20 protein-coding genes are annotated in these 25,132 nt (G+C 59.2%); 7 read left to right on the top strand and 13 right to left on the bottom strand.

All coding sequences use genetic code 11. The features are described from left to right. Positions 1 to 46: 46 nt before the first annotated feature. The gene (locus QA644_RS08540) at positions 47 to 604 is read right to left on the bottom strand and encodes a hypothetical protein (RefSeq protein ID WP_283071969.1); all 558 of its coding nucleotides are present in this window, start codon (positions 602 to 604) and stop codon (positions 47 to 49) included. A gap of 101 nt (positions 605 to 705) precedes the next feature. Between QA644_RS08540 and QA644_RS08535 the strand changes: the two genes are divergently transcribed. Together QA644_RS08535 and QA644_RS08530 are read left to right on the top strand one after the other, a co-directional pair. After that, complete coding sequence (locus tag QA644_RS08535; RefSeq protein ID WP_283071967.1) at positions 706 to 1,041, top strand: hypothetical protein; 336 nt, start codon at positions 706 to 708, stop codon at positions 1,039 to 1,041. Positions 1,042 to 1,172: 131 nt separating this feature from the next. Next, positions 1,173 to 3,896 carry a TrlF family AAA-like ATPase gene (locus QA644_RS08530; RefSeq protein WP_283071965.1) on the top strand — a complete coding sequence of 908 codons (2,724 nt, stop codon included), beginning with the start codon at positions 1,173 to 1,175 and terminating at the stop codon, positions 3,894 to 3,896. A 581-nt stretch (positions 3,897 to 4,477) separates the two neighbouring features. On the opposite strand, the gene QA644_RS08525 is transcribed toward QA644_RS08530, so the two are convergent. From QA644_RS08525 to QA644_RS08480, 10 genes are all read right to left on the bottom strand, one after another. Next, positions 4,478 to 6,340: an AAA family ATPase gene (locus QA644_RS08525; RefSeq protein WP_283071963.1), complete on the bottom strand. Its 1,863-nt coding sequence runs from the start codon at positions 6,338 to 6,340 to the stop codon at positions 4,478 to 4,480. 1 nt (position 6,341) lies between these two features. Next, a complete protein-coding gene (locus QA644_RS08520; RefSeq protein ID WP_283071961.1) occupies positions 6,342 to 6,641 on the bottom strand; it encodes a DUF6634 family protein in 300 nt (99 codons plus the stop codon). A 668-nt stretch (positions 6,642 to 7,309) separates the two neighbouring features. Further along, positions 7,310 to 7,621, bottom strand: coding sequence for a hypothetical protein (locus QA644_RS08515; protein ID WP_283071959.1), 312 nt, complete (start codon positions 7,619 to 7,621; stop codon positions 7,310 to 7,312). Positions 7,622 to 7,700: 79 nt separating this feature from the next. After that, a complete protein-coding gene (locus QA644_RS08510; RefSeq protein ID WP_283071957.1) occupies positions 7,701 to 9,587 on the bottom strand; it encodes an AAA family ATPase in 1,887 nt (628 codons plus the stop codon). Continuing rightward, entirely contained in the window at positions 9,584 to 9,970 is a 387-nt protein-coding gene (locus QA644_RS08505) for a hypothetical protein (protein WP_283071955.1), read from the bottom strand. Before QA644_RS08505 ends, QA644_RS08510 begins: the two co-directional genes overlap by 4 nt. After that, positions 9,967 to 10,386, bottom strand: coding sequence for a hypothetical protein (locus QA644_RS08500; RefSeq protein WP_283071953.1), 420 nt, complete (start codon positions 10,384 to 10,386; stop codon positions 9,967 to 9,969). Before QA644_RS08500 ends, QA644_RS08505 begins: the two co-directional genes overlap by 4 nt. A 3-nt stretch (positions 10,387 to 10,389) precedes the next feature. After that, positions 10,390 to 12,504 carry a hypothetical protein gene (locus tag QA644_RS08495; RefSeq protein ID WP_283071951.1) on the bottom strand — a complete coding sequence of 705 codons (2,115 nt, stop codon included), beginning with the start codon at positions 12,502 to 12,504 and terminating at the stop codon, positions 10,390 to 10,392. Beyond that, positions 12,501 to 14,021 (bottom strand): site-specific integrase, encoded by a 1,521-nt coding sequence (locus QA644_RS08490; protein ID WP_283071949.1) that lies wholly within the window; start codon positions 14,019 to 14,021, stop codon positions 12,501 to 12,503. Before QA644_RS08490 ends, QA644_RS08495 begins: the two co-directional genes overlap by 4 nt. Further along, entirely contained in the window at positions 14,008 to 15,165 is a 1,158-nt protein-coding gene (locus QA644_RS08485; protein ID WP_283071948.1) for a site-specific integrase, read from the bottom strand. Before QA644_RS08485 ends, QA644_RS08490 begins: the two co-directional genes overlap by 14 nt. 434 nt (positions 15,166 to 15,599) lie before the next feature. Further along, a complete protein-coding gene (locus tag QA644_RS08480) occupies positions 15,600 to 16,118 on the bottom strand; it encodes a single-stranded DNA-binding protein (protein ID WP_283071947.1) in 519 nt (172 codons plus the stop codon). A 250-nt stretch (positions 16,119 to 16,368) separates the two neighbouring features. Here QA644_RS08480 and uvrA point away from each other — a divergent pair, with 250 nt between their 5' ends. Next, positions 16,369 to 19,293: an excinuclease ABC subunit UvrA gene (gene uvrA, locus QA644_RS08475; RefSeq protein ID WP_283071946.1), complete on the top strand. Its 2,925-nt coding sequence runs from the start codon at positions 16,369 to 16,371 to the stop codon at positions 19,291 to 19,293. A gap of 47 nt (positions 19,294 to 19,340) precedes the next feature. Beyond that, positions 19,341 to 20,147, top strand: a complete 807-nt coding sequence (locus QA644_RS08470) for a DUF72 domain-containing protein (protein WP_194729695.1) — start codon at positions 19,341 to 19,343, stop codon at positions 20,145 to 20,147. A gap of 8 nt (positions 20,148 to 20,155) precedes the next feature. Here the strand turns inward: QA644_RS08470 and QA644_RS08465 are convergent, their stop codons facing one another. Beyond that, positions 20,156 to 21,631, bottom strand: a complete 1,476-nt coding sequence (locus QA644_RS08465) for an NAD(P)H-hydrate dehydratase (RefSeq protein WP_283071944.1) — start codon at positions 21,629 to 21,631, stop codon at positions 20,156 to 20,158. A 345-nt stretch (positions 21,632 to 21,976) separates the two neighbouring features. Here QA644_RS08465 and QA644_RS08460 point away from each other — a divergent pair, with 345 nt between their 5' ends. From QA644_RS08460 to hspQ, 3 genes are all read left to right on the top strand, one after another. Then, entirely contained in the window at positions 21,977 to 22,315 is a 339-nt protein-coding gene (locus QA644_RS08460) for a P-II family nitrogen regulator (protein WP_015339877.1), read from the top strand. 59 nt (positions 22,316 to 22,374) lie between these two features. Further along, positions 22,375 to 23,784, top strand: coding sequence for a type I glutamate--ammonia ligase (gene glnA / locus QA644_RS08455; RefSeq protein WP_022715580.1), 1,410 nt, complete (start codon positions 22,375 to 22,377; stop codon positions 23,782 to 23,784). Between the two features lie 150 nt (positions 23,785 to 23,934). Beyond that, a complete protein-coding gene (hspQ, locus tag QA644_RS08450) occupies positions 23,935 to 24,264 on the top strand; it encodes a heat shock protein HspQ (protein WP_022715579.1) in 330 nt (109 codons plus the stop codon). 116 nt (positions 24,265 to 24,380) lie between these two features. On the opposite strand, the gene QA644_RS08445 is transcribed toward hspQ, so the two are convergent. After that, entirely contained in the window at positions 24,381 to 25,022 is a 642-nt protein-coding gene (locus tag QA644_RS08445; RefSeq protein ID WP_239598837.1) for an invasion associated locus B family protein, read from the bottom strand. Positions 25,023 to 25,132: the final 110 nt, after the last annotated feature.

Below are 25,132 nucleotides of genomic sequence, written 5' to 3'. Positions count from 1 at the left end.
TTCCATTAACGCATCTGCGTAAGGCCCAGCGGACAGGCTACCCGAGCTATTGGAAGCCAATATCGGCATATGCCCACGCAGATCGAATTTTGCGAGTGAATTCGCATTTGTCGAGGACGTCCAACAAATGGCGAACTACTCTTATTCCAGCCACGACGAGAAGCCTGTCCCTGTCAGTGAAGTGCACCTTAGAACCATGGAACAAATTGTTGCGGATCGTTCTAACCTGAAGAAGCAGTTGTACCGACGTTTGGGGAATCTGGCCGTCTACGAATTTGCACGCACCGGCTTCGTTTTTCACCAAAATCCGCGCGGGTTCGCGAAAAAGAATATCGACCTCCTGGTCGGCGATGCAATCCGCAAAGAACGACTTGTGCAGATCGGTCGCCACCCGGTCCCACGTGACCCATGCATTTGTTCCAACCTCTCCCCCGGAATAGCCGGAGGAGAGAAGAGCGAACTCCAGACGCGAGAAAAGCGCAAAAAACTCGATGATGATGTAGGGGATCGAGCCTACGTCGTCGATGATTACATCCATATTTCTTTCGGCACATTCATTTTCCTCAGAATGCATATTTCCTCCCTCGGAGTTCGAACGCATCACGTCCTGCCTCCACCTTATTGGTGATAGTCGCTCTTACGGTCGGTATCTTTATAGCGCCGTCAGCCTCGATCTCGATCCCGGCCGCTTGGGAATCGGCCGGCGTGTCCGGCTCAACGCTCGGAGTAGTCGCGGGCGCGTTCACCGGGCCAGCTATGATACCTATTAAGAAATACGAAGAGCAACTTGGGAGCCGATCGCAAAAGTTGTCAGCGAAACACAGTAAATTGATCGCCGGTGAGAGGCCGGTAGTCAATTCCTTCTCTGTTGCTGATCTCTTGCTGGCCAAAATGATCCCGCAGCCACTCAGCCCCATCACTCATTCAGCCGCTGACAGGCGTCGACTTTCAAAACCGAAACCCACCGGCGCACCGTCGATGTTTGAAGTGGCGGAAGTAACCCCAATTTCTTATGCCGGATCGCCGCTCGCAATGCTGTGATGCAAAGGTTGGACGACAACTGCATCCATCGCTGGACAATCCTGAGTGACATCCAACGTAGAGCACAGGCTCGCCCATTGATTGCATGATCGCACTCGGTTAGATCATTTGGCCGTTCAATGAGGTTTACGATGGCCGGATCTTTGGAAGTTTCTACGGAACTGCTCACGCTGCTCGGTCACGACGGAGTTGGCGACGAAATCAAGATGGCGTTAAGGCGATCCGAGGGGGCACGCTTCTATAAGTGCGCGTTCCAGGTCAACCCGTTCGAATACGGTGCTCGACATTCTGCCGTCGCGAACACATTTGCAACCGAAGCGGAATACAATGAAGCCATGGTACGCGCCTGCGTCGCCGCCGACGTCAAGGTCGTCGGGCTTACCGACCACTTCCGTGTCTCGTCGACAGCGTCGTTGCTCGAAACTCTGGAAGCCGCGGGCATTGTCGTCTTCCCAGGATTCGAAGCCAATTCCAGCGAAGGCATTCATCTCTTGTGCCTTTTCGCACCAGGGACGCCGCTATCAAAGATCGAGCGACATATCGGGGCCTGCGAGATTGTCGACCATTCCGCCACGTCGCCGATCGCGCGGAAAACGTGCGAACAGATACTTCAGATGGTCGCCGAGTCCGAAGGCGTTTGCATCGCAGCGCATGTCTGCAGCGCGAGCGGTCTTCTTACAACGTTAAGAGGACATGCTCGGGCGCAGGCATGGAAGAGCGAACATCTGCTCGCTGCGGCGATCGCAGGGCCGAGAGAAGATGCTCCGCAGAACTGCCTGGATATCCTGAAGAATACCGACCCGACCGCAAAGCGCGACCGTCCCATATGTGTCGTTAACGCGAACGACGTGAGTTCGCCGACGGGATTTGCCGACAAGAGCAGCACAACGCTCGTGAAGATGAGTTCCGTCTCGATCGAGGGACTACGGCAAGGGTTCCTCGATTGGGAATCTCGCATCAAGCTGAACTCAGACCCAGAAGACGACGAGCATACGGAGATTGTTGCCGTCGGCTGGGCCGGTGGCCTTCTCGATGGTCAGGCCCTCCGGCTCAACAACGGGTTGAATGTGCTGGTCGGCGGACGAGGCGCTGGCAAGTCGACACTTATTGAAAGCCTCAGATATGTGCTCGGCGTCGATCCTAAAGGAGACGAAGCAAAGCGGAGCCACGGCGCAATCCTGAAGCAAGTCCTCAAGCCTAGTTCGGTCGTGTCCGTCCTGATCAGGCTGCCGAGACCTTCGCCACAGTACTATCTCATCTCGCGCATCATGGGCCAGTCGCCGGTCGTCCTCGATCAGAATGGAAATCGGTTGCCGGACCTTTCACCTGCCGATCTTATCGGAGACGTCGAAATCTTCGGCCAGCACGAGATATCGGAACTGACCCGACATCCGGACAAGCTTGCGCAAATCCTTCGCCGATTCACCTCGGGCGAAACGGATGTTGGGGAGGAGCGTCGGATCTTACGCGAGAAGTTGCAGAAATCGAGAAACGACATTACCTCCACGAAATTCAACCTCGGTCAGATAGAAGAGCAACTGGCCGCCCTGCCCGGCTTGAAGACTAACCTCGCACGCTTTGCAACCGCAGGGCTGGAAGAGCGACTGAGCGAGAAGACCGGCTTCGACGCCGAGGCGAGAGTTTTCGACACAGCTTTCGACATCGCGTCGGATGTGGTCACGGCAGCAGAAAAGCTCGCGCCGACGGAGGAAGGAACGAAACTGACTCCTGGCGAAGAAGTCCCTCTTCCGGACAGGGATCTTCTCGAAAGATTGGATCAGGTAGCCGCTCGGCTCGACGACGCAAGGCGGAAAGCCGTTTCGGACCTTGAGGCAGCCTCGGCCTCCGCGAAATCCGCCATCGAGACCATTAGGGCCGAGTGGGCGCCCCTTAACGAGGCTGCGGAGCGTCGGTACGCCAGCCTAGTTCGAGAGCTCGAATCTGAAGGGCACGAGCCCCGGCGTTTCGTTTCGATCAAAAATCAGGTGGAGATGCTCAAACCGAAGGAAACTTTGAAACAGAGCATCATCGACGAGCTCGCGTCCATGACAACGGAAAGACAGGACCTTCTTGTCGAATGGGAGCAGTTCAAGGCGAAAGACTACCGTTCGCTAGAGCGAGCCGCCCGGCGGGTGTCCCAGCGGCTGGAAAACCGCGTCCGTGTCCGTGTGCGTCAGAATTCGGACCTTGTCCCTCTGGAAAACATCCTGAAACAAAGAGTGGGAGGCAATCTAGCCCAACCCCTGGAAAAGCTTCGATTGCACGAAGCTCTCGGACTAACTAACCTAGCGAACGCCATTCGAACCGGGTCACAGACTCTTCAAAGGACCTACGGGTTCTCGCTCGCCAGCGCCGATCGCATCGCGCAGCAAGGCGATTCGCTCGCGCTCGAGGTCGAAGAATGCGAGCTGCCGGCGGAAGCGGTTGTCGAACTAAACGTCGGGCCCGAAGGTTTGCCGACATGGAAGGAGCTTGATGAGCTATCGACCGGCCAGAAGGCCACGGCAGTCCTCCTGCTTCTACTCCTCGAGTCCAATGCCCCCCTCATCGTCGACCAGCCCGAAGATGACCTCGACAACCGCTTCATCGCCGACAGCATCGTACCGGCAATGAGGCTTGAGAAACGCCGTCGACAGTTCATCTTCTCCAGCCACAACGCGAACATTCCCGTTCTTGGCGACGCCGAACAGATAGTAGGCCTTCAACCGGTTATCGACGGCGGAGTCGAACGCACCGTCATCTCGGAGGAGCTGTGTGGATCGATCGATGTGCCGAAGATAAAGGATCTCGTGAAGAATCTGTTGGAAGGCGGGCAACGAGCTTTCACGACGAGGCGTGCGAAATACGGCTTCTGATAAATGCTTGCAGTGGTGGCTGTTCGGAGGGTCGCTTTCGAGTGCGATCGTATGGCTCATCCCTTCCGAGACGGCCAAGCGAACCTTCAGATGTAATTCCACCGCGTAGCGCGTGTCCCTCCAGCGTTCATTGTAGAAGGGAAATGGGTGGCCGGTTCTGACTCCGTCCGCAGCAGGACTATCCCGCCGCTGCGTGGCCGGTTTTTCCACCGCCGTTCTCAAAACCTTAAGGCCGGCCAAACGGCGCGAGCTCGTCGAAAAGGTGCTTATTTCCCTTTCTTTTCGTCATCCCGAAGCTCTTCGCGCGAACGGTCTCGGCTGGCCGGATACCTTCGGAGCTTCTCCCTGGGGCGACCCTGCCCCACTATCAACCGCGCTCTACGGAATGCGCGAAAACCGAACTCCTTGAGCTCATCGAGGAGGCTCTTCGTAGGTTCTTCTTTCATCAGGCCACACCTAGCTATCGGCAACGCCAGCGCCGAATCCTTGGCTGGCGCAGCGATCCTCTTTATGAAGATAGACGTGGTTCCGACGCCAGCAGGCCATCAGCTCACATGTCGCATCGAACTCGGCGCAAACTGCTACGCCGCATCCGCTGTTCCCCCGCGTTCGATCCTGACAATGCGATGATTAACCGCATCCGTCGCCAGGCAGAGCAGACGATCCCGCTCCGCGGTGAGCATTGCAAGGACCCGGTCATACTGCGCCCACACGATTTCCATCGCTTCCTTCTCCAAGGATTCTGGCAATCCTCTCTCGGCTAGTTCTTCGACGGGGGCGATAAAGACCGGTTTCGAGCCGAGGCCGTAGCTGCCGACCATTCGCCGAGCAATGGACGAAGCCCGCTCAACATCGCTGCCAATCACGCCGCCTGATCCGGCTGAACGATCGCCGAAGACGACTGCCTCTGCTGCCATTCCGGCCATAGCCACGGCGATGCGGTTGAGGAGGCTCGTTTCCGTGGGAAGATGGTCTTCCGTCAGATCGTAACAAGTTAGTCCCCCCAGGTATGCCGGAGCCGATGCATCAAAGGAGTCCTTGACTTCGATCGTGGCGCTCGTCGCGTATCCGGTCGCGAGCGCGAGCAACGCATGACCGGCCTCGTGGACAGCGAGCCGGAGCAGCACGTCCGGACTGTAGTGGATCCTTTCCGGAAGCTGAGCCCTAAGATCCTGGAGTTCCAGCTCTCGATCCTCGCCCCTCGCTCTTCTCCGCGCTTCGCGCACCAATTGCTCGAGGGCGGCGCCAGACTTGCCATCCAGCGTCTCGGCGATCTCCGACAAGGATTCTTGCGGCAGATTTCCCTCGACATGGTAGTCCAGAATCTCGGCTCGTGTGACCTTGTCCGGGAGAGGCAGCGTGAAATGGTGCTCCAACCGGCCGGCTCGCAGAACTGCGGGGTCGATCCAGTCCGGGAAGTTCGTGGCGCCAATCACAACGACGCCATCTCCCAAACTTGATAACAGGCTCAGGAACTCGTTGAGAACGATCTGCCAATAGTGGTTGTTGCGATGACCGGTGGGCTTGCTCGACCGGGAGCCGATGCTGTCAATTTCATCTATGAAGAGGACAGCTCCTCGCCCGTCGTTCGCTGCCTCGAAACAGTTCCTCATCGCCATCAGGGTCTCATCCAGCGTTCCCGCCGACTGCCATTCTCCGATGGTCGTGGAGATCAGTCTCAGTCCGAGTGCGTTCGCAAGGGCGGCTGCAAAGAACGTCTTGCCTGTCCCCGGGGGACCGGAAATCAACGCACAACCGCCGACCTCTTTCCATGGCAGCCCGCGTCCCCGCCACCGCGCCACATCGGACTGAAGTCTTCTAGCCCAGAGCTTCGCTTCCTCGTAACCCGGCAACTCGAACAGGCTTGGCCCTTCTGCGTCCGGACGGTCTAGCTCGTCGAGCGCGGCAATCTCCCGAGCTCCGATGTCCCTTTTGAAGATTGCCGCAACCATGATGTTTTGCGGCTTCTGACCGAGTAGAAGAGCATGCTCTTCGGAGATGGGAGGTCTTCCCGAAAGGCGACGCGCTGCATGAATATGTTGTGCTGAGGGAGGCTCGACAAACAAAACCGACAGGGCAGCGAACCGTACTTCCTTTGGAACCTCACTGAGGTTCCTGGCAATCAAGACCGCCAATCCAGGAAGATCGAAGACCGTTACCGGTTCATGGAGCTTACTCTTCTTCTTGGGGGGATTGGCAAGGCGTATTTCTTTATTCAGCGGCGCCCACCCCTCTCGGTCGGCACCGATCACGTCGTAGGCAGCAACTTCGTAATCGTGTGTACGGTATCCGGCAGGCACCACGAAGACAACAAACCCACCGGCGCCTGGCCGCAACGATTGGCTGTTTTCTTTCAGAGCTCGACGCAAGCCACGATAGGCCAGATATATGGCCGGATCCTTGATCACCGTACGGAAGCGATCTCTCGTATCTCTCCCCCTCATATCAGTGCCCCCGATGCCCGGAGCCGCCCAGCCGGTACCAGCGGTTCATGGTGCGTGCCAATCCCAGTTGCTCATCAAGGAAGAAGAGCTGGCTTGTGACGACTTTGTTCCCGTCCTGCAGGCGAGGATGTCCGTGGACCGTTCCGCAGAGAGCGTGGGACCAACCAAGGACAAGTTTGTAGCCGCTCAGTGTCGGGGCCTCGGCAAGTACAGAGGATACATCCAGTGTGCCGTCGTCGAGCTGTCTGAGATCGTCAAACAATCGCCGTGCTGTGGCCGGACTGTCGAATCGAAAGGTCAAAGATCCATTCCTTCATGGTAGATATTCTGGGGGCTCTATAACATGCGAATCCTTGGGCGTCACGCACGACGCCCAAGGCGTCGTTCATTTCTTTGAATCCTCGGATTTCCCTTCTTCGAGAGTGAATACATACGATCAAAGATTGCTCAGCATCGCGACACATGCGATCTGACATGAATGATCGCACCGCCCAATGTCCTGCGCGCCGCACGAGAGTTGCTTGGCCTAAAGCAAGTGGAAGCTGCCCAAGCGGCAGGGATTTCGAGACGGACAATTCAGCGTCTTGAGTCGGGCGAGCTTGATCGGACGCATGCCTCGATCCTGCTTCAGACCTGCTACGAGGAACAGGGTGTCGTGTTCGTCCGGCCCGCAAGTGGGCAAGGTTGGGGCCTAATCGACAATTCACAGCAATCAAAGCCGACCGGCAGCAGTTAGCCGGGGACAGCGTCTCGGCGGATCTGACAGCGAAGCTAAGGGCTCATTGCCGCCCCTCTGATGCCCCGGAGGGGCATCATTCACCCGCTAGGATATTTGCAGTGAACGATTTCCATGGTACTCAGGACCACGGTACAGCCGGGGACGGCGATGACCGTGTGAACGATGACGGACTGGCTCTCGCCAGTCCGTTCTGTTTGAGGTCATGAGCAATGTAGCGTCGGCCCAATTGGTCAGGATTCAAAGAAGACGAACCGATTGGGATGAACCTCGGTCTCCCCACCCTGCGATAATCTGATGTCGTAAAGCTCGGCGTCCCTGATCGTGACCGCCATCTCGTAGCCGCCTGGATACAACTGATCGACGCGGCGGAAGAAGTGCTTTGCGAGCTCTGCATCACAATCAAAGTGTTTGTCTAGCAAGCCTTCGATCCCAGCGACTCCCCAAGCTTCGTCAGTCTTGCCATCGGGGAGCGTAAGGAAGTGCAGCGTCTCGTCGAAGACAACGGAGGAGAAGACTTCCATCTGGCGCGTGGTTTCCTGCAAGGTAGTTCTCCATTGATCAGGTCGTGTGGAATTCGCCTTGAACTGCGTTTGTTGTCGAGCGCAGCTCCAGCGAGCATCCTCATAACGACACAAGCGCAGTTTCATTGGATCTGAGCGTGAGAGCCACGTCCCTGTCCAGTGATCTGGGGTGCGGTCGGACCCCCTTGTTGAACCCTACCTCGGAACCTACGAGGATGACCCGGTCGATCGCCCGCGTCACTGCCGTATAGATCATCGCCCGATCCATGTTCGCCGTCGGCAAAACGGGCATGACCACGTTCCTGAACTGGCTGCCCTGAGCCTTGTGGACACTGATGCAGTAGGCAAGGCTGAGTTTTAGGATTTCGCCGGGCCCAATCCGGTGGCTTTTCCCATCGAACACCGCGACGACGGCGTCGCCATCGAAGCCTGCGACCATTCCCATCGATCCGTTCCAGAGATGTCGATCGTAGTCATTGACAGTCCAGATGCAGGGATCGCCCTCGGCGAACCCATGCATCGCGTCGAAGCCAGCTCGTTTCCGCAGATCGTGGAAATATGTGTTGATATTGTCGATCCCGGCGGCTCCGGCATAAACGGCCGCAACCACCTGCACCTCCTCGCTCCGAAGGTCATGGAGTACGTCCTCGATAGTCTCGACGATCCGGTTTTCAGGAGCGGCCGCGAAGCTGCAGCCGGTGCACTCCTTGTGATATACGGGGATCCGCGGGACAGTGCCCTGACGGATAGCGAGGGATACTTCCGGGATGCCGGATTCCGCCGAAGCTCTCAGGATCCGTGTGAGTTCCGTCTTCGGTATCCGGCATTCGAGGACGAGACGGTGCAGGGTGAGGCCGAAGCCGATCGGCGGAAGCTGTGCAGTGTCGCCGACCAGCAGACAGCGGGCGTCTTCCGGCAGATGAAAGAGGATTCGATAGAACGTGGGAAGGTCGAGCATCGACGCCTCGTCGACAATGACGAGCGTGTGCCGCCCGAGTTCTATGCGTCCGTCCGCCACCCCCTTCAGCCAGGACGCAACGGTCTGGGCCGGCTGTCCGGTCGTCTCGGCGATCCGCCCGGCGGCGCGGCCGGCGATGGCTAGCTGGTAGACGTTCATGCCGAACCGCCGGGCACCCGCGTTGATGGCTCGGAGTGCGGTGGTCTTGCCGACGCCAGCGCCGCCGATCAGCAGTGAGAAGGTGTCCTGCATCGCCATCCCGACCGCATTGCGCTGCTCGTCAGTCAGGGCTCGGGACGGATCGAACCCGGAAAGGAAACTGGCGATGTCCTCTGACCGGATGCCATCGAGGTACAAGTCCCGGCCAGACGTCCTCCGGAGATACCCGTCGATCCGAGCTTCGATGAACCGTTCCATGTAGGCCGCGCCCGCAGGCTGGAAGCCGCCTTCGATCGGTATTGCCGCGCCGTCCTCGACCGCCAGCTCCACCGCCGCTGCGGCGTGCTCGGTCGTCGTGGCGAGCCGCTTTGCCACGAGGCCGACGAGAGCGGGCCCGCCACACCAGGTATGTTTGCGGTCGAGGCGGTCGTAGAGAACGCTTTCGACAGCAGCAACAAGCCTACGGGGATCGTCCTTACGGATGCCGAGAGCAGTCGCGACCCGGTCGACCTTCGGCCATGTGCATACGGTCAGCAGCCGATACGGATTGTCCCTCATCTTCAGGACAGCTTCATCGCCCCAGAAGTCGACCGCCTTCCGGGAGATGCCGATCTCAATCCCGTGCTCGTCGAAGAACACAACGCAGTCGGCGAGCGCCTGCTGGTTCCGCCAAGCCTCGATGACGATCGCAGCCTGATTGCGGTCGAGCAGCTCCGAGAGGCGGTCGATGTCGCCATCGCCGAGGATGGCGTAGAGGTCGGATCCGAACCGCTCCCACAGGCGTGCGGCCGTCGCCTTGCCTACGCCGACGAACTCCGGTCGCGAGGCGAGGAATTCGACGATGTGGCGGCCGCGCGGGATTGCCGTCATAGGATCACCCGCCTCCCAGTCAGCGTCGCATGCTCGTACCTTGCGAGCTTTCGCCGCAGTTCGTAGTTCTCGCCCCTCAGCGCTGCGAGCTGCTGCTCGAGCATGGTGATGCGCGCCTTGTCCGCGCCATCTCGGCGTGGCGGCTCAGGGGCGGTCGGACCTTCCAAGCCCAGCACGGTGACAGCCTCGTCCAGCCGCTGGTCGAAGCGCTTGTTCTGGGTGAACGTCTCCCGATTAAACCCGCACGCCGTAGCGACGGCCGTCTTGTTGACCTTGCCGCCTCTGCTCGGAAGCTTCAGGCCAGCGCTCTGCATCTTCTCGATGTACGCCTCGAGACGAAGGAAGTTTTCCTCGCTGATCTGCTGGAATGAGTTGAGGCTCATCGCTCCTTCGTGCTCCAGTCCCGGTCCACTTCTGGCAGATGTCTGTTCAGGTCAAGCTCCGAGATTCCGCGGCTTCGCGCATTGTAGAGCCAGGTGGCGAACTTCTCCTCGTAGCGGCCTCGTTCGGCCTCCATCATAGCTATCTTCGCCCGTAGGCTGTCGATGGTGTTCTTCATCAGTTCGATCTCGGGCAGCGCCTCCGAATACGTCGGCTTCTGTTTGCGGATGCGATCCTTGGCCTGCTGATATGCGATCTGGATGTTGTCCTGCTTCGCCAGCCCCTGCCGTGTAAACGGGCGGCGAAGAAGTGTCTCGACGCGCTCGAGCAACAGCTCCCAGCTCAGCGTTCCGCGCCATGATGTCAGCAGCTCGACGATCCGCTCGATTTCATCGCTCGTGAGACGGGCCTTGGCCATCGGTCAGTCCTGCCAGATGTCAGCGAGAAGCTCATCCGCCGCGTCGTCGTCTGCCTGATCGGTCGCAGCGCCGCCGCCGCGCTCGTCCCTGTCGCGGAGTGCCATCGCCACCTCGCTGTCGCGCGATGCGCCCCGGAGGCTGACCACGGTGCCATCGGGTACCGTCGGATCGTCATGGATTGCGATCATCTCCCGCATCTTTGCGATGCTGGCATCGTGGGATTGGACCCATCTATCGGCGCCGAAGTAATCGGCACCCATTGCCCAGAGCGCATCGTCGAGCTGCTTCTGAGTGAGGACAAGGCGCTTCTCGATCCTCTCGCGATGCTTCGCGTCGCCCTTGATGAAGACGTTCTCGGAACAGCCGAGGCAGTCTCCGTGCGTCTGGCACGGAAGCAGCGAGTAGTCGTGAACGCAGATTCCGAGTTCCGTCGTCAGGGCAGCGCCAACCTGGGCGTCGGCAAACTCCTTGCGATCTACGGGTCGGTTGATGCCGACCATCCTGCCCACCTCGAACATGGGGCCGATTCCGGTGCCGTCGTCAAACGCGGCCCTGATCTGGCTGAGCGTCTCTTCAGGTGTGACGTGGTCGTAGGCCTTGTTCTGCTGGATCTCGCGTCCGCTCCAAATCGCGATATCGAGTTCGCTCATGCCCTTCAACTGGGCGACCGTGCTAAGCCAGTGGCGGAAGTTGTGACTGCTGAGTTCAATCCGACTGCCATCGCCTTCCGCGTAGCCCCATTCCTCGAAGACGCTCCGCTTCTTTCCACCATCATGGCCTGACAGCCAGTGATCGTAGGACTGGATAGTCACCTGCTCGACCAACGTGCTATACGTCCCTCTCTGGGCATGGGCCTGATTGACATACAGCAGTGCCAAAGTCTGCGAATAGGTCTGATCGTCCCTCCCATTGAACTTCGGAAAGCGTTTGGGAAGATCCTGGAGGAGGCGGTCGGCCAGCGATGAGAGGCGCACCTCTTTCACGCTGTTGCGCGTCCCCTCGCAGCGGCATTCGACACCATTCAGGCGAATCCAGGACGCGGTCGCGGGCAAGTCCCGTCCGGTAAGCAAGGAGGGAACGTGTTCGATGGGTATCCAGTCGCCGTCGCGAAAGCGCTCGAGATGCTCGGGCAGCCACAATTGACCGGGATTGGCCTCGTACCAAGCCGCGAGGGCGCGTGCCGGGGCACACATCTCGCGGATCCGGGCCACGGCGTTCTGCAGGAATGACACCATTTCGGTGGCCACCCATTTGACCTGCGGCGGATTTCCTTTTCCGGGAAAGACCCGGATGCCGTACCCGTCCACCGCCTCCCCTGTTTCAGGATTATTCACCGTTCCGTAGACCTCGCAGTCGTTGCGAAGCTGCAGCACCTCATGGATCCGGATGGGGATCGCCACGAATATGGCGGTCATCGCGGAATAGAGACGATCCACAAAGGTCTTCGAATGCCGATAGATATGGGCCAGCGCGTGGTAGGCCCGCGGGCTGGGAAGCTTCTCGTCTCGCCACTTTCTCGCTTCCTTGCCGATCTGCTCGGTCTTGTCCTTGGGCTTCCTGATCCCGTGCTTCCACTGGAACGGCGCGATGAGGAACTTGCGGTCGAGACAGAAGCGATGAATCTGCTGGATAGAGATCGCGAATTGATAGTGACGTCCTGCCCCCACGCCCTCCTTGGCGATGGAAACGGCCGTATTGAGCACTGTAACGTTCAGGTTCTCGATAAGCGGCTTGAGGTTGAGTGACCGGAAGCTGGCCTCGATAAACTGTAGCGCGCCGAGCCGCTTGGCGGTTGGCTCAAAGAGGACAGGCGACGCCGAATGCAGATACCTGATGTAAGCCTTAGCGAACTCCTTGAACGGAGCAGCGAGCGGAGCCCCACCGATCAGTTCCTGCCTGTTGGTCAGCGTCGTGTCGCGATTGTAGAACGCAAGAACTCGGTTGTCCCGGTTCTGACCCTTTGTGATAAACGATTCGCCAACAGACCAGACGTCCAGGTCCCATTGATCGTTCGATACCAGAGCCTCGATTTCACGAGCCAGAGCAACAAACTCGGCAACGCGGTCGGAGGGGTATTCCGTCTCGCTGCTGGTAAACTTGAGAATAGTGCCGCTCATGCCAGCACCTCTCGAGTTTCCCTCTCGGCGGAACAGAGCTGGATCACTTCCGCCGCTGCCAAAATCGCCCGATCCCTGATGGTGAAGATCTTGGGCGATATTCCATCGTCCTCCTGACGCTTGCGATCGGCGATCATCGCGGCCATGAACTCCTCGTGCGGCCCGTCGATCCATGGCTGAAAGTGACGGCAGGTGTAGCATGCGAACGGCGCGGCCAGACCACAGAAGCTCATCTGCCCGCATGTCCCAAGGGGATCAGTGATGTTGTCGACAAGCGTCCGGTCGTAGATACGGCTGGTCCGATCCCCGCCGCGCCGCGCCTCCTCCTCAGTCTCGACGACGACGCCAGCAAAAGCTTGGGCGATAGGCGCCAGTTCCATCGCAAGGTGGCGGTCGAGACGCAGGACCATTGCAGGGCTGGCCTCGAAGTACACCTCGACATTCTGGGTATCCGAGTGGTCGAGTAGCTCGGCGACCGTCCACTTGTCCTTGCCATCGTCAACGGCTCGTTGCGCGAGGGTTATCCTGAATCGCTTGGAGTTGCCCTTCAGACCGCTCAGTCGACGTGTTGCCTGTAGTACGGTCTGTCCGATACTACGCGAAGTTCGGTGGTAGGGTAGTTCAGGCAACTCTCCCTGTTCCCGCGCCCAAAACATCGGAGCGTCACCTTGCGCGAGATTGCTCTCCGCCCGCCTATGTGCATTACGCTCGATCACCCTCTCGAGCAGAACGCCGATCTGCTTGCTGCAGTACCGCGCGTTGAAGAGGTCGCGGTGACCACGCCCTCTCTGCTTTCCGCGAGGAATTCGAAGCGCATATGCCTTGCCCTCGCTGTTCTCTGAGACAACCAGGTCCATTTCCTTCATCGAAGCGATCTGGATCGGGCGACAGCCGTAGGCGAGGAACAGCCACACAATGGCAAAACCATCAATGCTGATCTCACCACGGGCGTAAGCATTGTTGAGAGAAGACTGAATCGCCAAGAGTTCGGTGTCGCTGAACGCTCCCTGGTTGGGATTCCGTGTGCGGATGGACGTTCCCTTGATGTTGCCGCGTATGGTGGAACTATCGAGGTACTCGATCACCTCGTCCGACGCGACTCCAAAGCCGAGCTTGCTCATGTCGGCGAGCACAATACGCAGTACCCCTAATTTCCATTCAGTGGAGCCGTTGAGCAGCGCCTTGTAGTTTAGGATGTGCGAGAGTTCGATGCGCTCGCAAGACGAGTTCAGCAGCGAAAGGACCGAGCGATAGAACCAGAGGAAGTTACTGAAGAGGTTGGACGCATGGGCGAATGACATCTCCCGTAGCTGCACGATCATCAACCATTTCAGCCGATGCACCACGCCGCTTGAGAGGCGGTCGAACTCATCAAACCTCAACGTGCGGCGGAACATCAGGCCGCCCACCGGCCAATGAGCGAGCCGCGGGTCGAACACTATTCCATCGCGGGTCGTTACGCTGTCCGGAAGCGGTGGCAAATCTCCAGAACTGGCGGCGCCGTCAATCGGTCTCATGCATCATCCCCCCCTCGTCGCCCATCCTGATGTCCAAGCCTTCCTGTATTTCTGCGAGAAACTCGTTCGACCTCCGCCGTGTCGTGCGGCGCAGATAGTGCTGTGCTGTCGCATCGCTCCGCCATCCCATGAGCCGCTTCCTCCACTTGATCTCGTTTTCCGGCGAGACGTTGCCCTTGCGGTCAATCTGTTCCGAGAAGGCATCATTCCACGAGTGGCGCAGCAGATGCGGCCCGAGCTCGTCGGGCAACCCCGGCACACGCTTCCGTATCGCCTGGAAGATCTTATTGATGTTGGACAGCGACATCGGCTTGCCGTCGGGGATGGTGACGATCAGGAAGGGATTCCGCCTTGCGAGCGGTAGCTTGGACCGGTACTCGACAACCCATTCGTGAACCAGTTCCGTCGCGCGACCGCTCAACGGCAGAACGCGCGCGGCAGTCTTGGCGGCGGGCTTTTCCCGGCGGCCGTCATGTTTGTCATCTGGCCGTCGGTGAATGGTGACGGTGCCCTTCGCGCCGCTGAGCGCCATGTCGACCACATAGAGACCGAGAAGCTCGCCGCGCCGTATGCCAAGCTCGATGAGCAGCCTGACAATGAGATAGTTCCGGAAGCGAACTTCCGGTCGGAAGGGATTGTCGGGGTGGTCGGGCTCGACGATGGCCAGCAGCCTCTTCACCACCTCGGGGTCGAGGCCCTCCTTTTGTCCGACATCGTCGCGGTTCGGCGCCCGGATCGCTCCAATGTACTCGCCCATCCGGTCGAGGCATTCCCGACGCATCTTGTCATATACCGACCAGCGAGCAGGCCATTTCTGAAGTTCGGAAAGGTGGTCAGCGCTCGTGAAGTCAAGGAACCCGCGGATCACGGTCAGTCGGTTCCGCTTCTCGCCGGACTGGACGGCGTCCTCTTTCGGCGGCGTCCTCCGGTTCACCAGCGCGACGACGTTCGAGCGACGCTGCTCTAGTTCGGGAAGTATGTCCGCGAGGTATCGGCCACAGAACCCGACCAGATCGATGATCTCACTCAGGGACAGGAAGACGCCGTCCCTGAGGCGCTCGCTGACATCGATCCCCCGGAGGTCAGCCCAGAGGTAGAGGTGCATCAGCGAACGGAGTTCGTTGAACAGGGTATTCGGCTGCATGCCGAGCGCCCTTCGGTGGGCAGTGATCCAATATGTGGGGGATTCCAGCGGAAGGCCGCTGGTCACAGAAATAAGCAAGGGCATCCGCTCGCCAGATGAAAAGCGACACCATCGAACGAAGTATGGATTTTTACGCAAGCAAAAAACCCCAGCTATCAAACATAGCTCGGGACCATCACCTACGAATCAAGGCAATGCAATAGCTGATCTATATCTTTTTTCTAAACACTGTTCAACTTATTTCGTGAACAGTGTTTACTTTTTCCAGATCTATCTTCGAAAACACCATTGCAGCGAGGCGTTAGTTTACAGTTTTTCAGCGCTCCTCTACCAAACAACACGTGGAACGCTTCCCCAATCTGTAAACTTTCGAAATTCCCTCGCTGCCTCAACATGATAGATGGGGTAGTTTACAAAAGCTGAAACGTTCCTCCCTAGAACGGGATGTCGTCATCGAGATCGCGCGAGAAATTCCCGCCGCCACCGCTGCTGCGACCGGACGGCTGCGCCGGGGCGCCGTAATTGTCTCCGTAATTGCCCCCGCCACCGAAATCGTTGCTGCTGCCGCGTCCGCCGCCGGCGCTCGCACCGCCGCCTTCGCCGCGGCCGTCGAGCATCGTCAGCGTCGAATTGAACCCCTGTAGCACGACTTCCGTCGAATAGCGGTCGTTGCCGTTCTGGTCCTGCCATTTGCGGGTCTGGAGCTGGCCTTCGATATAGAGCTTGGCGCCCTTCTTCACATATTGCTCGACAACCTTGCAAAGACCTTCGTTGAAAACGACGACGGTGTGCCACTCGGTTTTTTCGCGGCGCTCGCCGGAATTGCGGTCACGCCACGTCTCGGACGTCGCGATGCGAAGATTGGCAATCGGGCGGCCGTCCTGCGTCCTGCGGATTTCGGGGTCTGCGCCCACGTTTCCGATCAGAATTACCTTGTTCACGCTGCCAGCCATACTTCTCACCTTACTGCCGCCCTGCCCGGCGGCGCTTGAAACAATCGCTGTACCTTAAACTATAGAGCCCCGGCCATGCGCGTCCATCGCCGGTTCATCCACAAGGAATTTTGTTCTTTATTTGTTCTAGTTTATGCTTATGATCCTGTCAACAGAATCGAAAACCTCGCAACAGATGGATATTCAGCCTCGACTCGCCCGGCGGCATCACTAAATAAGGGGCTTACTCCAGCACAGAAGCAAAATTACGATGAGTGAACTTAAGACGATTTCCATCCGCGGCGCGCGCGAGCACAACCTCAAGGGCATCGACCTCGACCTGCCGCGCAACAAACTCATCGTCATGACCGGCCTTTCCGGGTCCGGCAAGTCGTCGCTCGCCTTCGACACGATCTATGCCGAAGGCCAGCGCCGCTATGTCGAAAGCCTTTCGGCCTATGCCCGCCAGTTCCTGGAGATGATGCAGAAGCCGGATGTCGACCAGATCGACGGCCTGTCGCCGGCCATCTCGATCGAGCAGAAGACGACCTCGCGCAATCCTCGCTCGACGGTCGGCACGGTCACCGAAATCTATGACTACATGCGCCTGCTCTTTGCGCGCGTCGGCGTTCCCTATTCGCCGGCAACCGGTCTGCCGATCGAGAGCCAGACCGTCAGCCAGATGGTCGACCGTGTGCTCGAGTTCGAGGAAGGCACGCGTCTTTATATTCTGGCGCCGATCGTTCGCAGCCGTAAGGGCGAATACAAGAAGGAACTGGCGGAGCTCATGAAAAAAGGCTTCCAGCGCGTCAAGGTTGACGGCCAGTTCTACGAGATCGCCGATGTTCCGGCGCTCGACAAGAAATACAAGCATGACATCGACGTCGTCGTGGACCGCATTGTCGTGCGTCCCGACATGGCGTCTAGGCTTGCCGACAGCTTCGAGACCTCTCTGAAGCTCGCCGAAGGGCTTGCCATCGCCGAATTTGCCGACAAGCCGTTGCCCCCGGAGGAAACGTCTGCGGGTGGGTCCGCCAACAAATCGCTCAACGAGACGCATGAGCGCGTGCTGTTCTCGGAAAAATTCGCCTGCCCCGTTTCCGGCTTCACCATTCCGGAGATCGAGCCGCGGCTTTTCTCGTTCAACAATCCGGCCGGTGCCTGCCCGACCTGTGACGGCCTTGGCTCGCAGCAGAAGATCGACGCGGCGCTGATCATCCCCGAACCGGAGCGAACGCTGCGCGACGGCGCCATCGCGCCGTGGGCAAAGTCGAGTTCCCCTTACTATAATCAGACGCTGGAAGCGCTCGGTAAACATTACGGCTTCAAGCTCGGCAACCGCTGGAGCGATCTGCCCGAAAAAGCGCAGGACGTCATCCTGAACGGCACGGACGAGAAGATCGAGTTCCACTATGCCGACGGCGCGCGCTCCTACACCACGCATAAGAGCTTCGAAGGCATCATCACCAATCTCGAGCGCCGCTGGAAGGAAACCGATTCCGCCTGGGCGCGCGAAGAGATCGAGCGCTTCATGTCCGCAGCCCCCTGCCCGGCCTGCAACGGCTTTCGCCTGAAGCCGGAAACGCTGGCAGTGAAGATCAACAAGCTGCATATCGGCCAGGTCACCGATATGTCGATCCGTGTGGCACGCGACTGGTTCGAGGCGCTACCCGCGACTTTCTCGGCCAAGCAGAATGAGATCGCAGTCCGCATCCTGAAGGAAATCCGCGACCGCCTGCGCTTCCTGAACGACGTCGGCCTCGAATATCTCAGCCTGTCGCGGAATTCCGGCACATTGTCGGGCGGCGAAAGCCAGCGCATCCGTCTTGCCTCGCAGATCGGCTCGGGCCTGACAGGCGTGCTCTACGTTCTCGACGAGCCGTCGATCGGCCTGCACCAACGCGACAATGCGCGGTTGCTCGACACGCTGAAGCACCTGCGCGATATCGGCAATACGGTGATCGTCGTCGAGCATGACGAGGATGCGATCTTGACGGCCGACGACGTGGTCGACATCGGTCCGGCAGCCGGCGTGCACGGCGGCCAGATCGTGGCGCACGGCACGCCGCAGGACATCATGGCGAACCCGAGATCGCTGACCGGCAAGTATCTTTCCGGTGAACTCGGCGTGCCGGTGCCCGACGAACGGCGCAAGCCGAAAAAAGGCCGCGAGATCAAGGTGGTCGGCGCGCGCGGCAACAATCTGAAGAACATCACCGCCTCCATCCCGCTGGGTGTCTTCACGGCTGTGACGGGCGTTTCGGGGGGCGGCAAATCCACCTTCCTGGTGGAGACGCTCTACAAATCGGCCGCACGTCGCGTGATGGGCGCGCGCGAAATTCCGGCCGATCATGATCGCATCGACGGCTTCGAGCACATCGACAAGGTAATCGATATCGACCAATCGCCGATCGGCCGCACGCCGCGTTCGAACCCGGCAACCTACACCGGCGCATTTACGCCAATCCGCGACTGGTTCGCGGGCCTGCCGGAGGCGAAAGCCCGCGGCTACCAGCCGGGGCGGTTCTCCTTCAACGTCAAAGGCGGGCGCTGCGAAGCCTGCCAGGGGGACGGCGTCATCAAGATTGAAATGCACTTCCTGCCGGACGTCTACGTCACCTGCGATGTCTGCCATGGCAAGCGCTACAATCGCGAGACGCTGGACGTGACCTTCAAGGGCAAGTCGATTTCGGACGTGCTCGACATGACGGTCGAGGAAGGCGTGGAGTTCTTCAGCGCCGTGCCGGCGGTACGCGACAAGCTGCAGTCGCTATTCGATGTCGGCCTCGGCTACATCAAGGTCGGCCAGCAGGCAAACACGCTTTCGGGTGGCGAGGCCCAGCGCGTCAAGCTAGCCAAGGAACTGTCGAAGCGCTCGACGGGCCGGACACTCTACATCCTCGACGAACCGACGACCGGCCTGCACTTCCATGACGTCGCCAAGCTGCTCGAAATGCTGCACGAGCTGGTGAACCAGGGCAATTCCGTCGTGGTGATCGAGCACAATCTCGAAGTCATCAAGACGGCCGACTGGGTGCTCGATTTCGGCCCGGAAGGCGGCGACGGCGGCGGCGAGATCGTTGCGGCCGGCACGCCGGAAGCGATCGTCAAGGAAACCCGGTCCTATACCGGCCACTTCCTGAAGGAACTGCTGGAGCGCCGGCCGGTGAAGAAGACGTTTGTCGCGGCGGAATAGGCGTGTCGCGAAGAGCTCTGGCGACGGCGGAACAACGGGAGGAACACATGAGCAAATCCGGCAGCATCCGCGTCGGCGTCGGCGGCTGGACTTTCGAGCCCTGGCGCGACCACTTCTACCCATCCGATCTCAAGCAGAAGGACGAGCTGCATTATGCCAGCCGGCAGTTGAAGGTCATCGAGGTTAACGGCACCTATTACAGTTCGCAGAAGCCGGAGACCTTCGCCAAATGGGCATCCGACGTGCCGGAGGGTTTCATCTTTTCGCTAAAGGCCAGCCGCTTCGTGACGAACCGGCGCGTGCTCGGCGAGGCGGGCGAATCCATGGAGCGTTTCCTGACGCAGGGGCTGACGGAGCTCGGCGGCAAGCTCGGTCCGATCCTCTGGCAGCTCGCGCCGACCAAGAAGTTCGATGCCGAGGATTTCGAAGCCTTCCTGAAGCTCTTGCCGGACAAGCAGGACGGCCTGCCTTTGCGGCATGTGGTCGAGGTGCGCCACGATTCCTTCAAGGTGCCGGAATTCATCGCGCTGCTGGCGAAATACGGCGTGGCGCCGGTCTGCGCCGAGCACTTCGACTATCCGATGATCGCCGACGTCACGGCGGATTTCGTCTATGCCCGGCTGCAGAAAGGTTCGGACGACATCAAGACCTGCTACGCTCCCAAGGACCTGAAGGCCTGGGCCAAGCGCCTTGAGACATGGGCTGAAGGCAAGGTGCCGGATGATCTGCCGCTGATCGACAAGGAGCGGAAGGTCAAGAGCGAGCCCCGCGACGTTTTTGCCTTCATGATCCACGAAGGCAAGGTCAATGCACCGTTCGGCGCGATCGCTCTTCAGGAAGAGGTCGGGAGATAGCAGCCGGCCTAGAACGGCTGCACATGGGCCACGAGATCTTCGGCCGTCAGGCCCTTGCCGGCGCGCTGCCCGGCTTCGCCATGGAGGTAGACGCCGAATGCAGCAGCCTCGAATGCGGGCAAACCCTGCGCCAGAAGCGCCCCGATCATGCCGGAAAGGACATCGCCTGAGCCAGCCGTCGCAAGCCAGACCGGTGCGTTCGTGTTGATCAGAGCCCGGCCATCCGGCGATGCGATAACGGTATCGGCGCCCTTGTAGACGATCGCCGCATTGGCGCGCTGTGCAGCCGCCTGCGCTTTGTCGACCTTGCTGAGCCTCTTGTCTGCCGCGATATCCGGAAAGAGCCGTGCGAACTCGCCTTCATGCGGCGTCAGCACGAGATGCGGCTCGCCTTCCGCAAAGAGGTTGAAAAGCTCTCGCGGGTCGTCCTTGAACGACGTAATGCCGTCTGCGTCGAGCACGAGATGGCGACCGCTGAGCGCGGCGGTGAAGTCTCTTGTCTTTGCACCGATCCCGAAGCCTGGTCCGAGGACGAAAGTCTGCAAGCGCTCGTCGGCCAGCCAGTCGCGCAAGGCCATCGCGTCATCGACAACATGCAGCATGACAGCCGTCAGATGGGCGCTGTTTTCAGCCATCGCATCCCTCGGCGCGGCGATGGTTACGAGACCGGCCCCGGCTTTCAGCCCGGCCATCGCAGACATCCGCGCAGCACCTGTTTTACCCGCGCCGCCTGAAAAAACAGCAAGATGTCCGCGCTTATATTTATGCGTCTCCAGTTTCGCAGAGGACAGCAGGTGCGCCCATTTTACCGGCGTGTTTTCCGAAATCATTCCGGACGAATGAGCCTTGATGATGCGCGCCGGAATGCCGATGTCGGCAACCTCGACGCTGCCGCAAAGCTCCCTGCCCGGCATCAGCAAGTGGCCGGGTTTGCGGGTCATGAACGTGACCGTGTGGGCCGCCTTGAATGCCGCACCCAGCACCTCGCCGCTGCGGCCGTCGAGCCCGGATGGCAAGTCGACGGAAATCACGGGGACCGCAGCGCCGGTCACCTGCTCGATGACGGAACGCACCTGCGGCGGCACATCCCGTCCGAGCCCCGCCCCGAAGATCGCATCAACAACAACATCGCCCGGCCCCGGGATATAGACAGCGAGCGGCTGCGAGGCGAGCGCGCATTCGGCCTTTGCCCGCGCGGCATCGCCGTGAAGCCTGGCCGGGTCGCCGAGATGGAAGACGGCAACCCCGGCGCCGCTTTCCGCAAGCCGACGGGCCGCGACATATCCGTCGCCGCCATTGTTGCCAGGGCCGCAGAGAACGGCGAAGCGCAGTGCGCCGGGATACTGCCGAAGCGCGGCACCCGCGACGGCCGCCCCCGCGCTCCACATCAGCCCGAAAGAGGCGATGCCCGATTCGGCCGTGGCGGCATCGACGGCAGCCATTTCTGCAGGCGTAAGGAGTAGGTCACCCAGTTTTTCTGCCATGCGCCATTCAATTCAAAAAACGCCTAAAAAACAACCTGATTTACGATCACTTCTGCAGCTTAAAATTAAGTCATTTGCCTAATTTTAGGGCATCTGACGTGCGGCGGATGCAAGAAGAGCCACTCCGCATTTTTCCCGCTTTTGCGCGATTTTTGAATTTCCGATAGCAATCCCAACCGGTTTTGCTGGAAAAAATGCCTCAAAAAGCGCCGCGAAGCCGCGAATTCGGGGGGAATTGACATATTTTTTCGCTCTCCAGCGTTGCGAACTGGCACGATACCTGCATCATGTCTCGCGAGCGGCAATTTGCCCGCTTTAACGGGAGAAGCGGAGAGTCATTTTCTCATGAAAAAGATCGAAGCGATCATTAAGCCTTTCAAGCTGGACGAGGTGAAGGAAGCCCTTCAGGAAGTCGGCCTGCAGGGCATCACTGTCACGGAAGCAAAGGGCTTCGGTCGCCAGAAAGGCCATACGGAACTTTACCGCGGCGCTGAATATGTCGTCGACTTTCTGCCCAAGGTGAAGGTCGAGGTCGTGCTCGCCGACGAGAATGCGGAAGCCGTCATCGAGGCGATCCGCAAGGCCGCGCAGACCGGCCGAATCGGAGACGGGAAGATCTTCGTATCCAACGTCGAAGAAGTTATTCGAATCCGTACCGGCGAGACCGGCATCGACGCTATTTAAGGCGGCTCGCCCGACGCGGCGAATTTATTCATCGTCATTGCAAATGAAAGGGAGATTTCATGGCGACCGCGAACGAAATTCTTAAGCAGATCAAAGAAAACGACGTCAAGTTCGTCGATCTGCGCTTTACCGACCCCAAGGGCAAACTGCAGCATGTCACGATGGACGTTTCCTGCGTCGATGAGGATATGTTCGCGGACGGCGTCATGTTCGACGGTTCTTCGATCGGCGGCTGGAAGGCCATCAACGAGTCCGACATGGTGCTGATGCCGGACACGGAAACGGTTCACATGGACCCGTTCTTCGCCCAATCCACCATGGTCATTGTCTGCGATATTCTCGACCCAGTTTCGGGCGAAGCATATAACCGCGATCCGCGCGGCACGGCAAAGAAGGCTGAGGCCTACCTCAAGGCATCCGGCATCGGCGACACGATCTTCGTGGGTCCGGAAGCTGAATTCTTTGTCTTCGACGATGTGAAATACAAGGCCGATCCCTACAATACCGGCTTCAAGCTCGACAGCAGCGAACTGCCGTCGAACGACGACACCGACTACGAGACCGGCAACCTCGGCCACCGTCCGCGCGTCAAGGGCGGTTACTTCCCGGTTCCGCCGGTCGACAGCGCCCAGGACATGCGCTCGGAAATGCTGACGGTGCTTGCCGAAATGGGCGTCGTCGTCGAGAAGCACCACCATGAAGTCGCCGCTGCCCAGCACGAACTGGGCATCAAGTTCGACACGCTCGTCCGCAACGCCGACAAGATGCAGATCTACAAGTACGTCGTGCACCAGGTCGCCAACGCCTACGGCAAGACGGCAACCTTCATGCCGAAGCCGATCTTCGGCGACAACGGCTCGGGCATGCACGTGCACCAGTCGATCTGGAAGGGCGGCAAGCCGACCTTTGCCGGTGACGAATATGCCGGCCTTTCCGAAACCTGCCTCTATTATATCGGCGGCATCATCAAGCATGCCAAGGCGATCAACGCCTTCACCAATCCGTCGACCAATTCCTACAAGCGTCTCGTTCCGGGCTACGAAGCACCGGTGCTCCTTGCCTATTCGGCCCGCAACCGCTCGGCCTCCTGCCGCATTCCGTTCGGCTCCAACCCGAAGGCTAAGCGCGTCGAGGTCCGCTTCCCCGACCCGACCGCCAACCCGTATCTCGCTTTCGCCGCCATGCTGATGGCCGGTCTCGACGGCATCAAAAACAAGATCCATCCCGGCAAGGCCATGGACAAGGATCTGTACGATCTGCCGCCGAAGGAATTGAAGAAGATCCCGACGGTTTGCGGTTCGCTACGTGAGGCCCTCGAAAGCCTCGACAAGGACCGCAAGTTCCTGACGGCCGGCGGTGTCTTCGACGACGATCAGATCGACGCCTTCATCGAGCTGAAGATGGCAGAGGTGATGCGCTTCGAGATGACCCCACATCCGGTCGAATACGATATGTACTATTCGGCTTGATCGCTCAGCGGAAGGCTCCGGTTCCGCCGGGGCCTTCCTTCCTTGTCACTGAGGCTGATGGCGACATGACACTCATGTGACAAAGACCCGCAAAAATCTTGATTTGAGCGGGCCCAATCACCAGATCAGGTGATGAAAGGAAGTCGTACCATGAAAGAAAGAGTAGCAAAGTTCAGTATCGGTGAAGTGGTCCGGCACAAGGTTTTTCCGTTTCGCGGCGTCATCTTCGATGTCGATCCGGAATTCGCGAATACGGAAGAATGGTGGAATTCGATCCCTCCCGACGTCCGCCCTGACAAGGACCAGCCCTTCTACCACCTGCTCGCGGAAAATGACGAAAACGAATATGTCGCTTACGTCTCCGAGCAGAACCTGGTGAATGACGAAAGCGGCATTCCGCTTCGCAATCAGCAGGTTTACCAGATTTTCGATCAAGCGCCGTCTGGCCAGCTCAAACCCAAGATGAGCTTCGCCCACTAAGACGCGCAATCGATTATGATTTTAAACCCCGCTCCGGCGGGGTTTTTGTTTGCCGTAACAACAAAAACCCGGCGCGGCGGCCGGGTCCTTGTTCATTCTCTTGCCACCTGGCAGGATTACTGCGCCTTAGCTGCGTTCTGCGCGTCTTCGAGCTTCTTGCGGGCTTCTTCAGCCTTCTTCTGCATGCTGTCCTGAAGGCTCTTCTGGCTTTCGGCGAGCTTGTTCGGCGAAACGGCTTCGCCATCATAGGCGCCGGTAAAGCCTTCGAGCGAAATCTTGATCGGGTTCGGCGCGCGGCGGAAGTTGATCGACGTGAAGATCACGTCGCTGCCCTTCTTGAGGCCGGCGATCATCGCATCTGTCAGCGGGATTTCGGCGGTGCACTTGTCCGGCAGGCAGACGGCGTAATCGAGCTTCTGCCCCTTGTTGTTATCGACCTGCATCATGATGCCCGGCGGAATCAGGCGAGCGGTCGGTACGGATACCTGCAGAATCTTGCGGTTGACCTTGCCGGAGATACTGATAAGGCCGACAGCCGTGACGAGCTGGCCGCCGTTGGCGAGGATCAGGTTCTGAACGACGCAGATATCGTTGTCTTGCTGCTTGCTGCAGGTCTTGTACCAGCCAAGGCGCGGCGCGCCGGCAGCCTGTGCGGGTGCATCCTGCGCGAAGGAGGATACCGGGGCCGAAGCGGCGCCGAAAGCTACTGCCAGAACGGACAGAGCTGCCCGCAATTTCTTATCAGACTTGAACATCATAACGGATTCTGTCTCCTGATACCCATTCGGGACCGCGATCTGCCGTCCTCTCCAACCGGGGTCATTCGGCATTCCACCTCTAAAAACATTAAGGCAAATGCATGTCCCCC

This window comes from Rhizobium sp. CC1099 (genome assembly GCF_029714385.1).
Lineage (GTDB): Bacteria > Pseudomonadota > Alphaproteobacteria > Rhizobiales > Rhizobiaceae > Rhizobium.
This window is presented reverse-complemented; position numbering and strand designations above follow the sequence as displayed.

Excerpts from the sequence above, each read along its gene's own strand:
- QA644_RS08505 (WP_283071955.1), bottom strand. The coding sequence starts at position 9,970 with ATGAGCCTCAACTCATTCCAGCAGATCAGCGAGGAAAACTTCCTTCGT.
- QA644_RS08530 (WP_283071965.1), top strand. The coding sequence starts at position 1,173 with ATGGCCGGATCTTTGGAAGTTTCTACGGAACTGCTCACGCTGCTCGGT.
- glnA (WP_022715580.1), top strand. The coding sequence starts at position 22,375 with ATGGCGACCGCGAACGAAATTCTTAAGCAGATCAAAGAAAACGACGTC.
- hspQ (WP_022715579.1), top strand. The coding sequence starts at position 23,935 with ATGAAAGAAAGAGTAGCAAAGTTCAGTATCGGTGAAGTGGTCCGGCAC.
- QA644_RS08460 (WP_015339877.1), top strand. The coding sequence starts at position 21,977 with ATGAAAAAGATCGAAGCGATCATTAAGCCTTTCAAGCTGGACGAGGTG.
- QA644_RS08525 (WP_283071963.1), bottom strand. The coding sequence starts at position 6,340 with ATGAGGGGGAGAGATACGAGAGATCGCTTCCGTACGGTGATCAAGGAT.
- QA644_RS08480 (WP_283071947.1), bottom strand. The coding sequence starts at position 16,118 with ATGGCTGGCAGCGTGAACAAGGTAATTCTGATCGGAAACGTGGGCGCA.
- QA644_RS08510 (WP_283071957.1), bottom strand. The coding sequence starts at position 9,587 with ATGACGGCAATCCCGCGCGGCCGCCACATCGTCGAATTCCTCGCCTCG.
- QA644_RS08495 (WP_283071951.1), bottom strand. The coding sequence starts at position 12,504 with ATGAGCGGCACTATTCTCAAGTTTACCAGCAGCGAGACGGAATACCCC.
- QA644_RS08445 (WP_239598837.1), bottom strand. The coding sequence starts at position 25,022 with ATGATGTTCAAGTCTGATAAGAAATTGCGGGCAGCTCTGTCCGTTCTG.
- QA644_RS08465 (WP_283071944.1), bottom strand. The coding sequence starts at position 21,631 with ATGGCAGAAAAACTGGGTGACCTACTCCTTACGCCTGCAGAAATGGCT.
- uvrA (WP_283071946.1), top strand. The coding sequence starts at position 16,369 with ATGAGTGAACTTAAGACGATTTCCATCCGCGGCGCGCGCGAGCACAAC.
- QA644_RS08490 (WP_283071949.1), bottom strand. The coding sequence starts at position 14,021 with ATGAGACCGATTGACGGCGCCGCCAGTTCTGGAGATTTGCCACCGCTT.
- QA644_RS08470 (WP_194729695.1), top strand. The coding sequence starts at position 19,341 with ATGAGCAAATCCGGCAGCATCCGCGTCGGCGTCGGCGGCTGGACTTTC.
- QA644_RS08500 (WP_283071953.1), bottom strand. The coding sequence starts at position 10,386 with ATGGCCAAGGCCCGTCTCACGAGCGATGAAATCGAGCGGATCGTCGAG.
- QA644_RS08485 (WP_283071948.1), bottom strand. The coding sequence starts at position 15,165 with ATGCAGCCGAATACCCTGTTCAACGAACTCCGTTCGCTGATGCACCTC.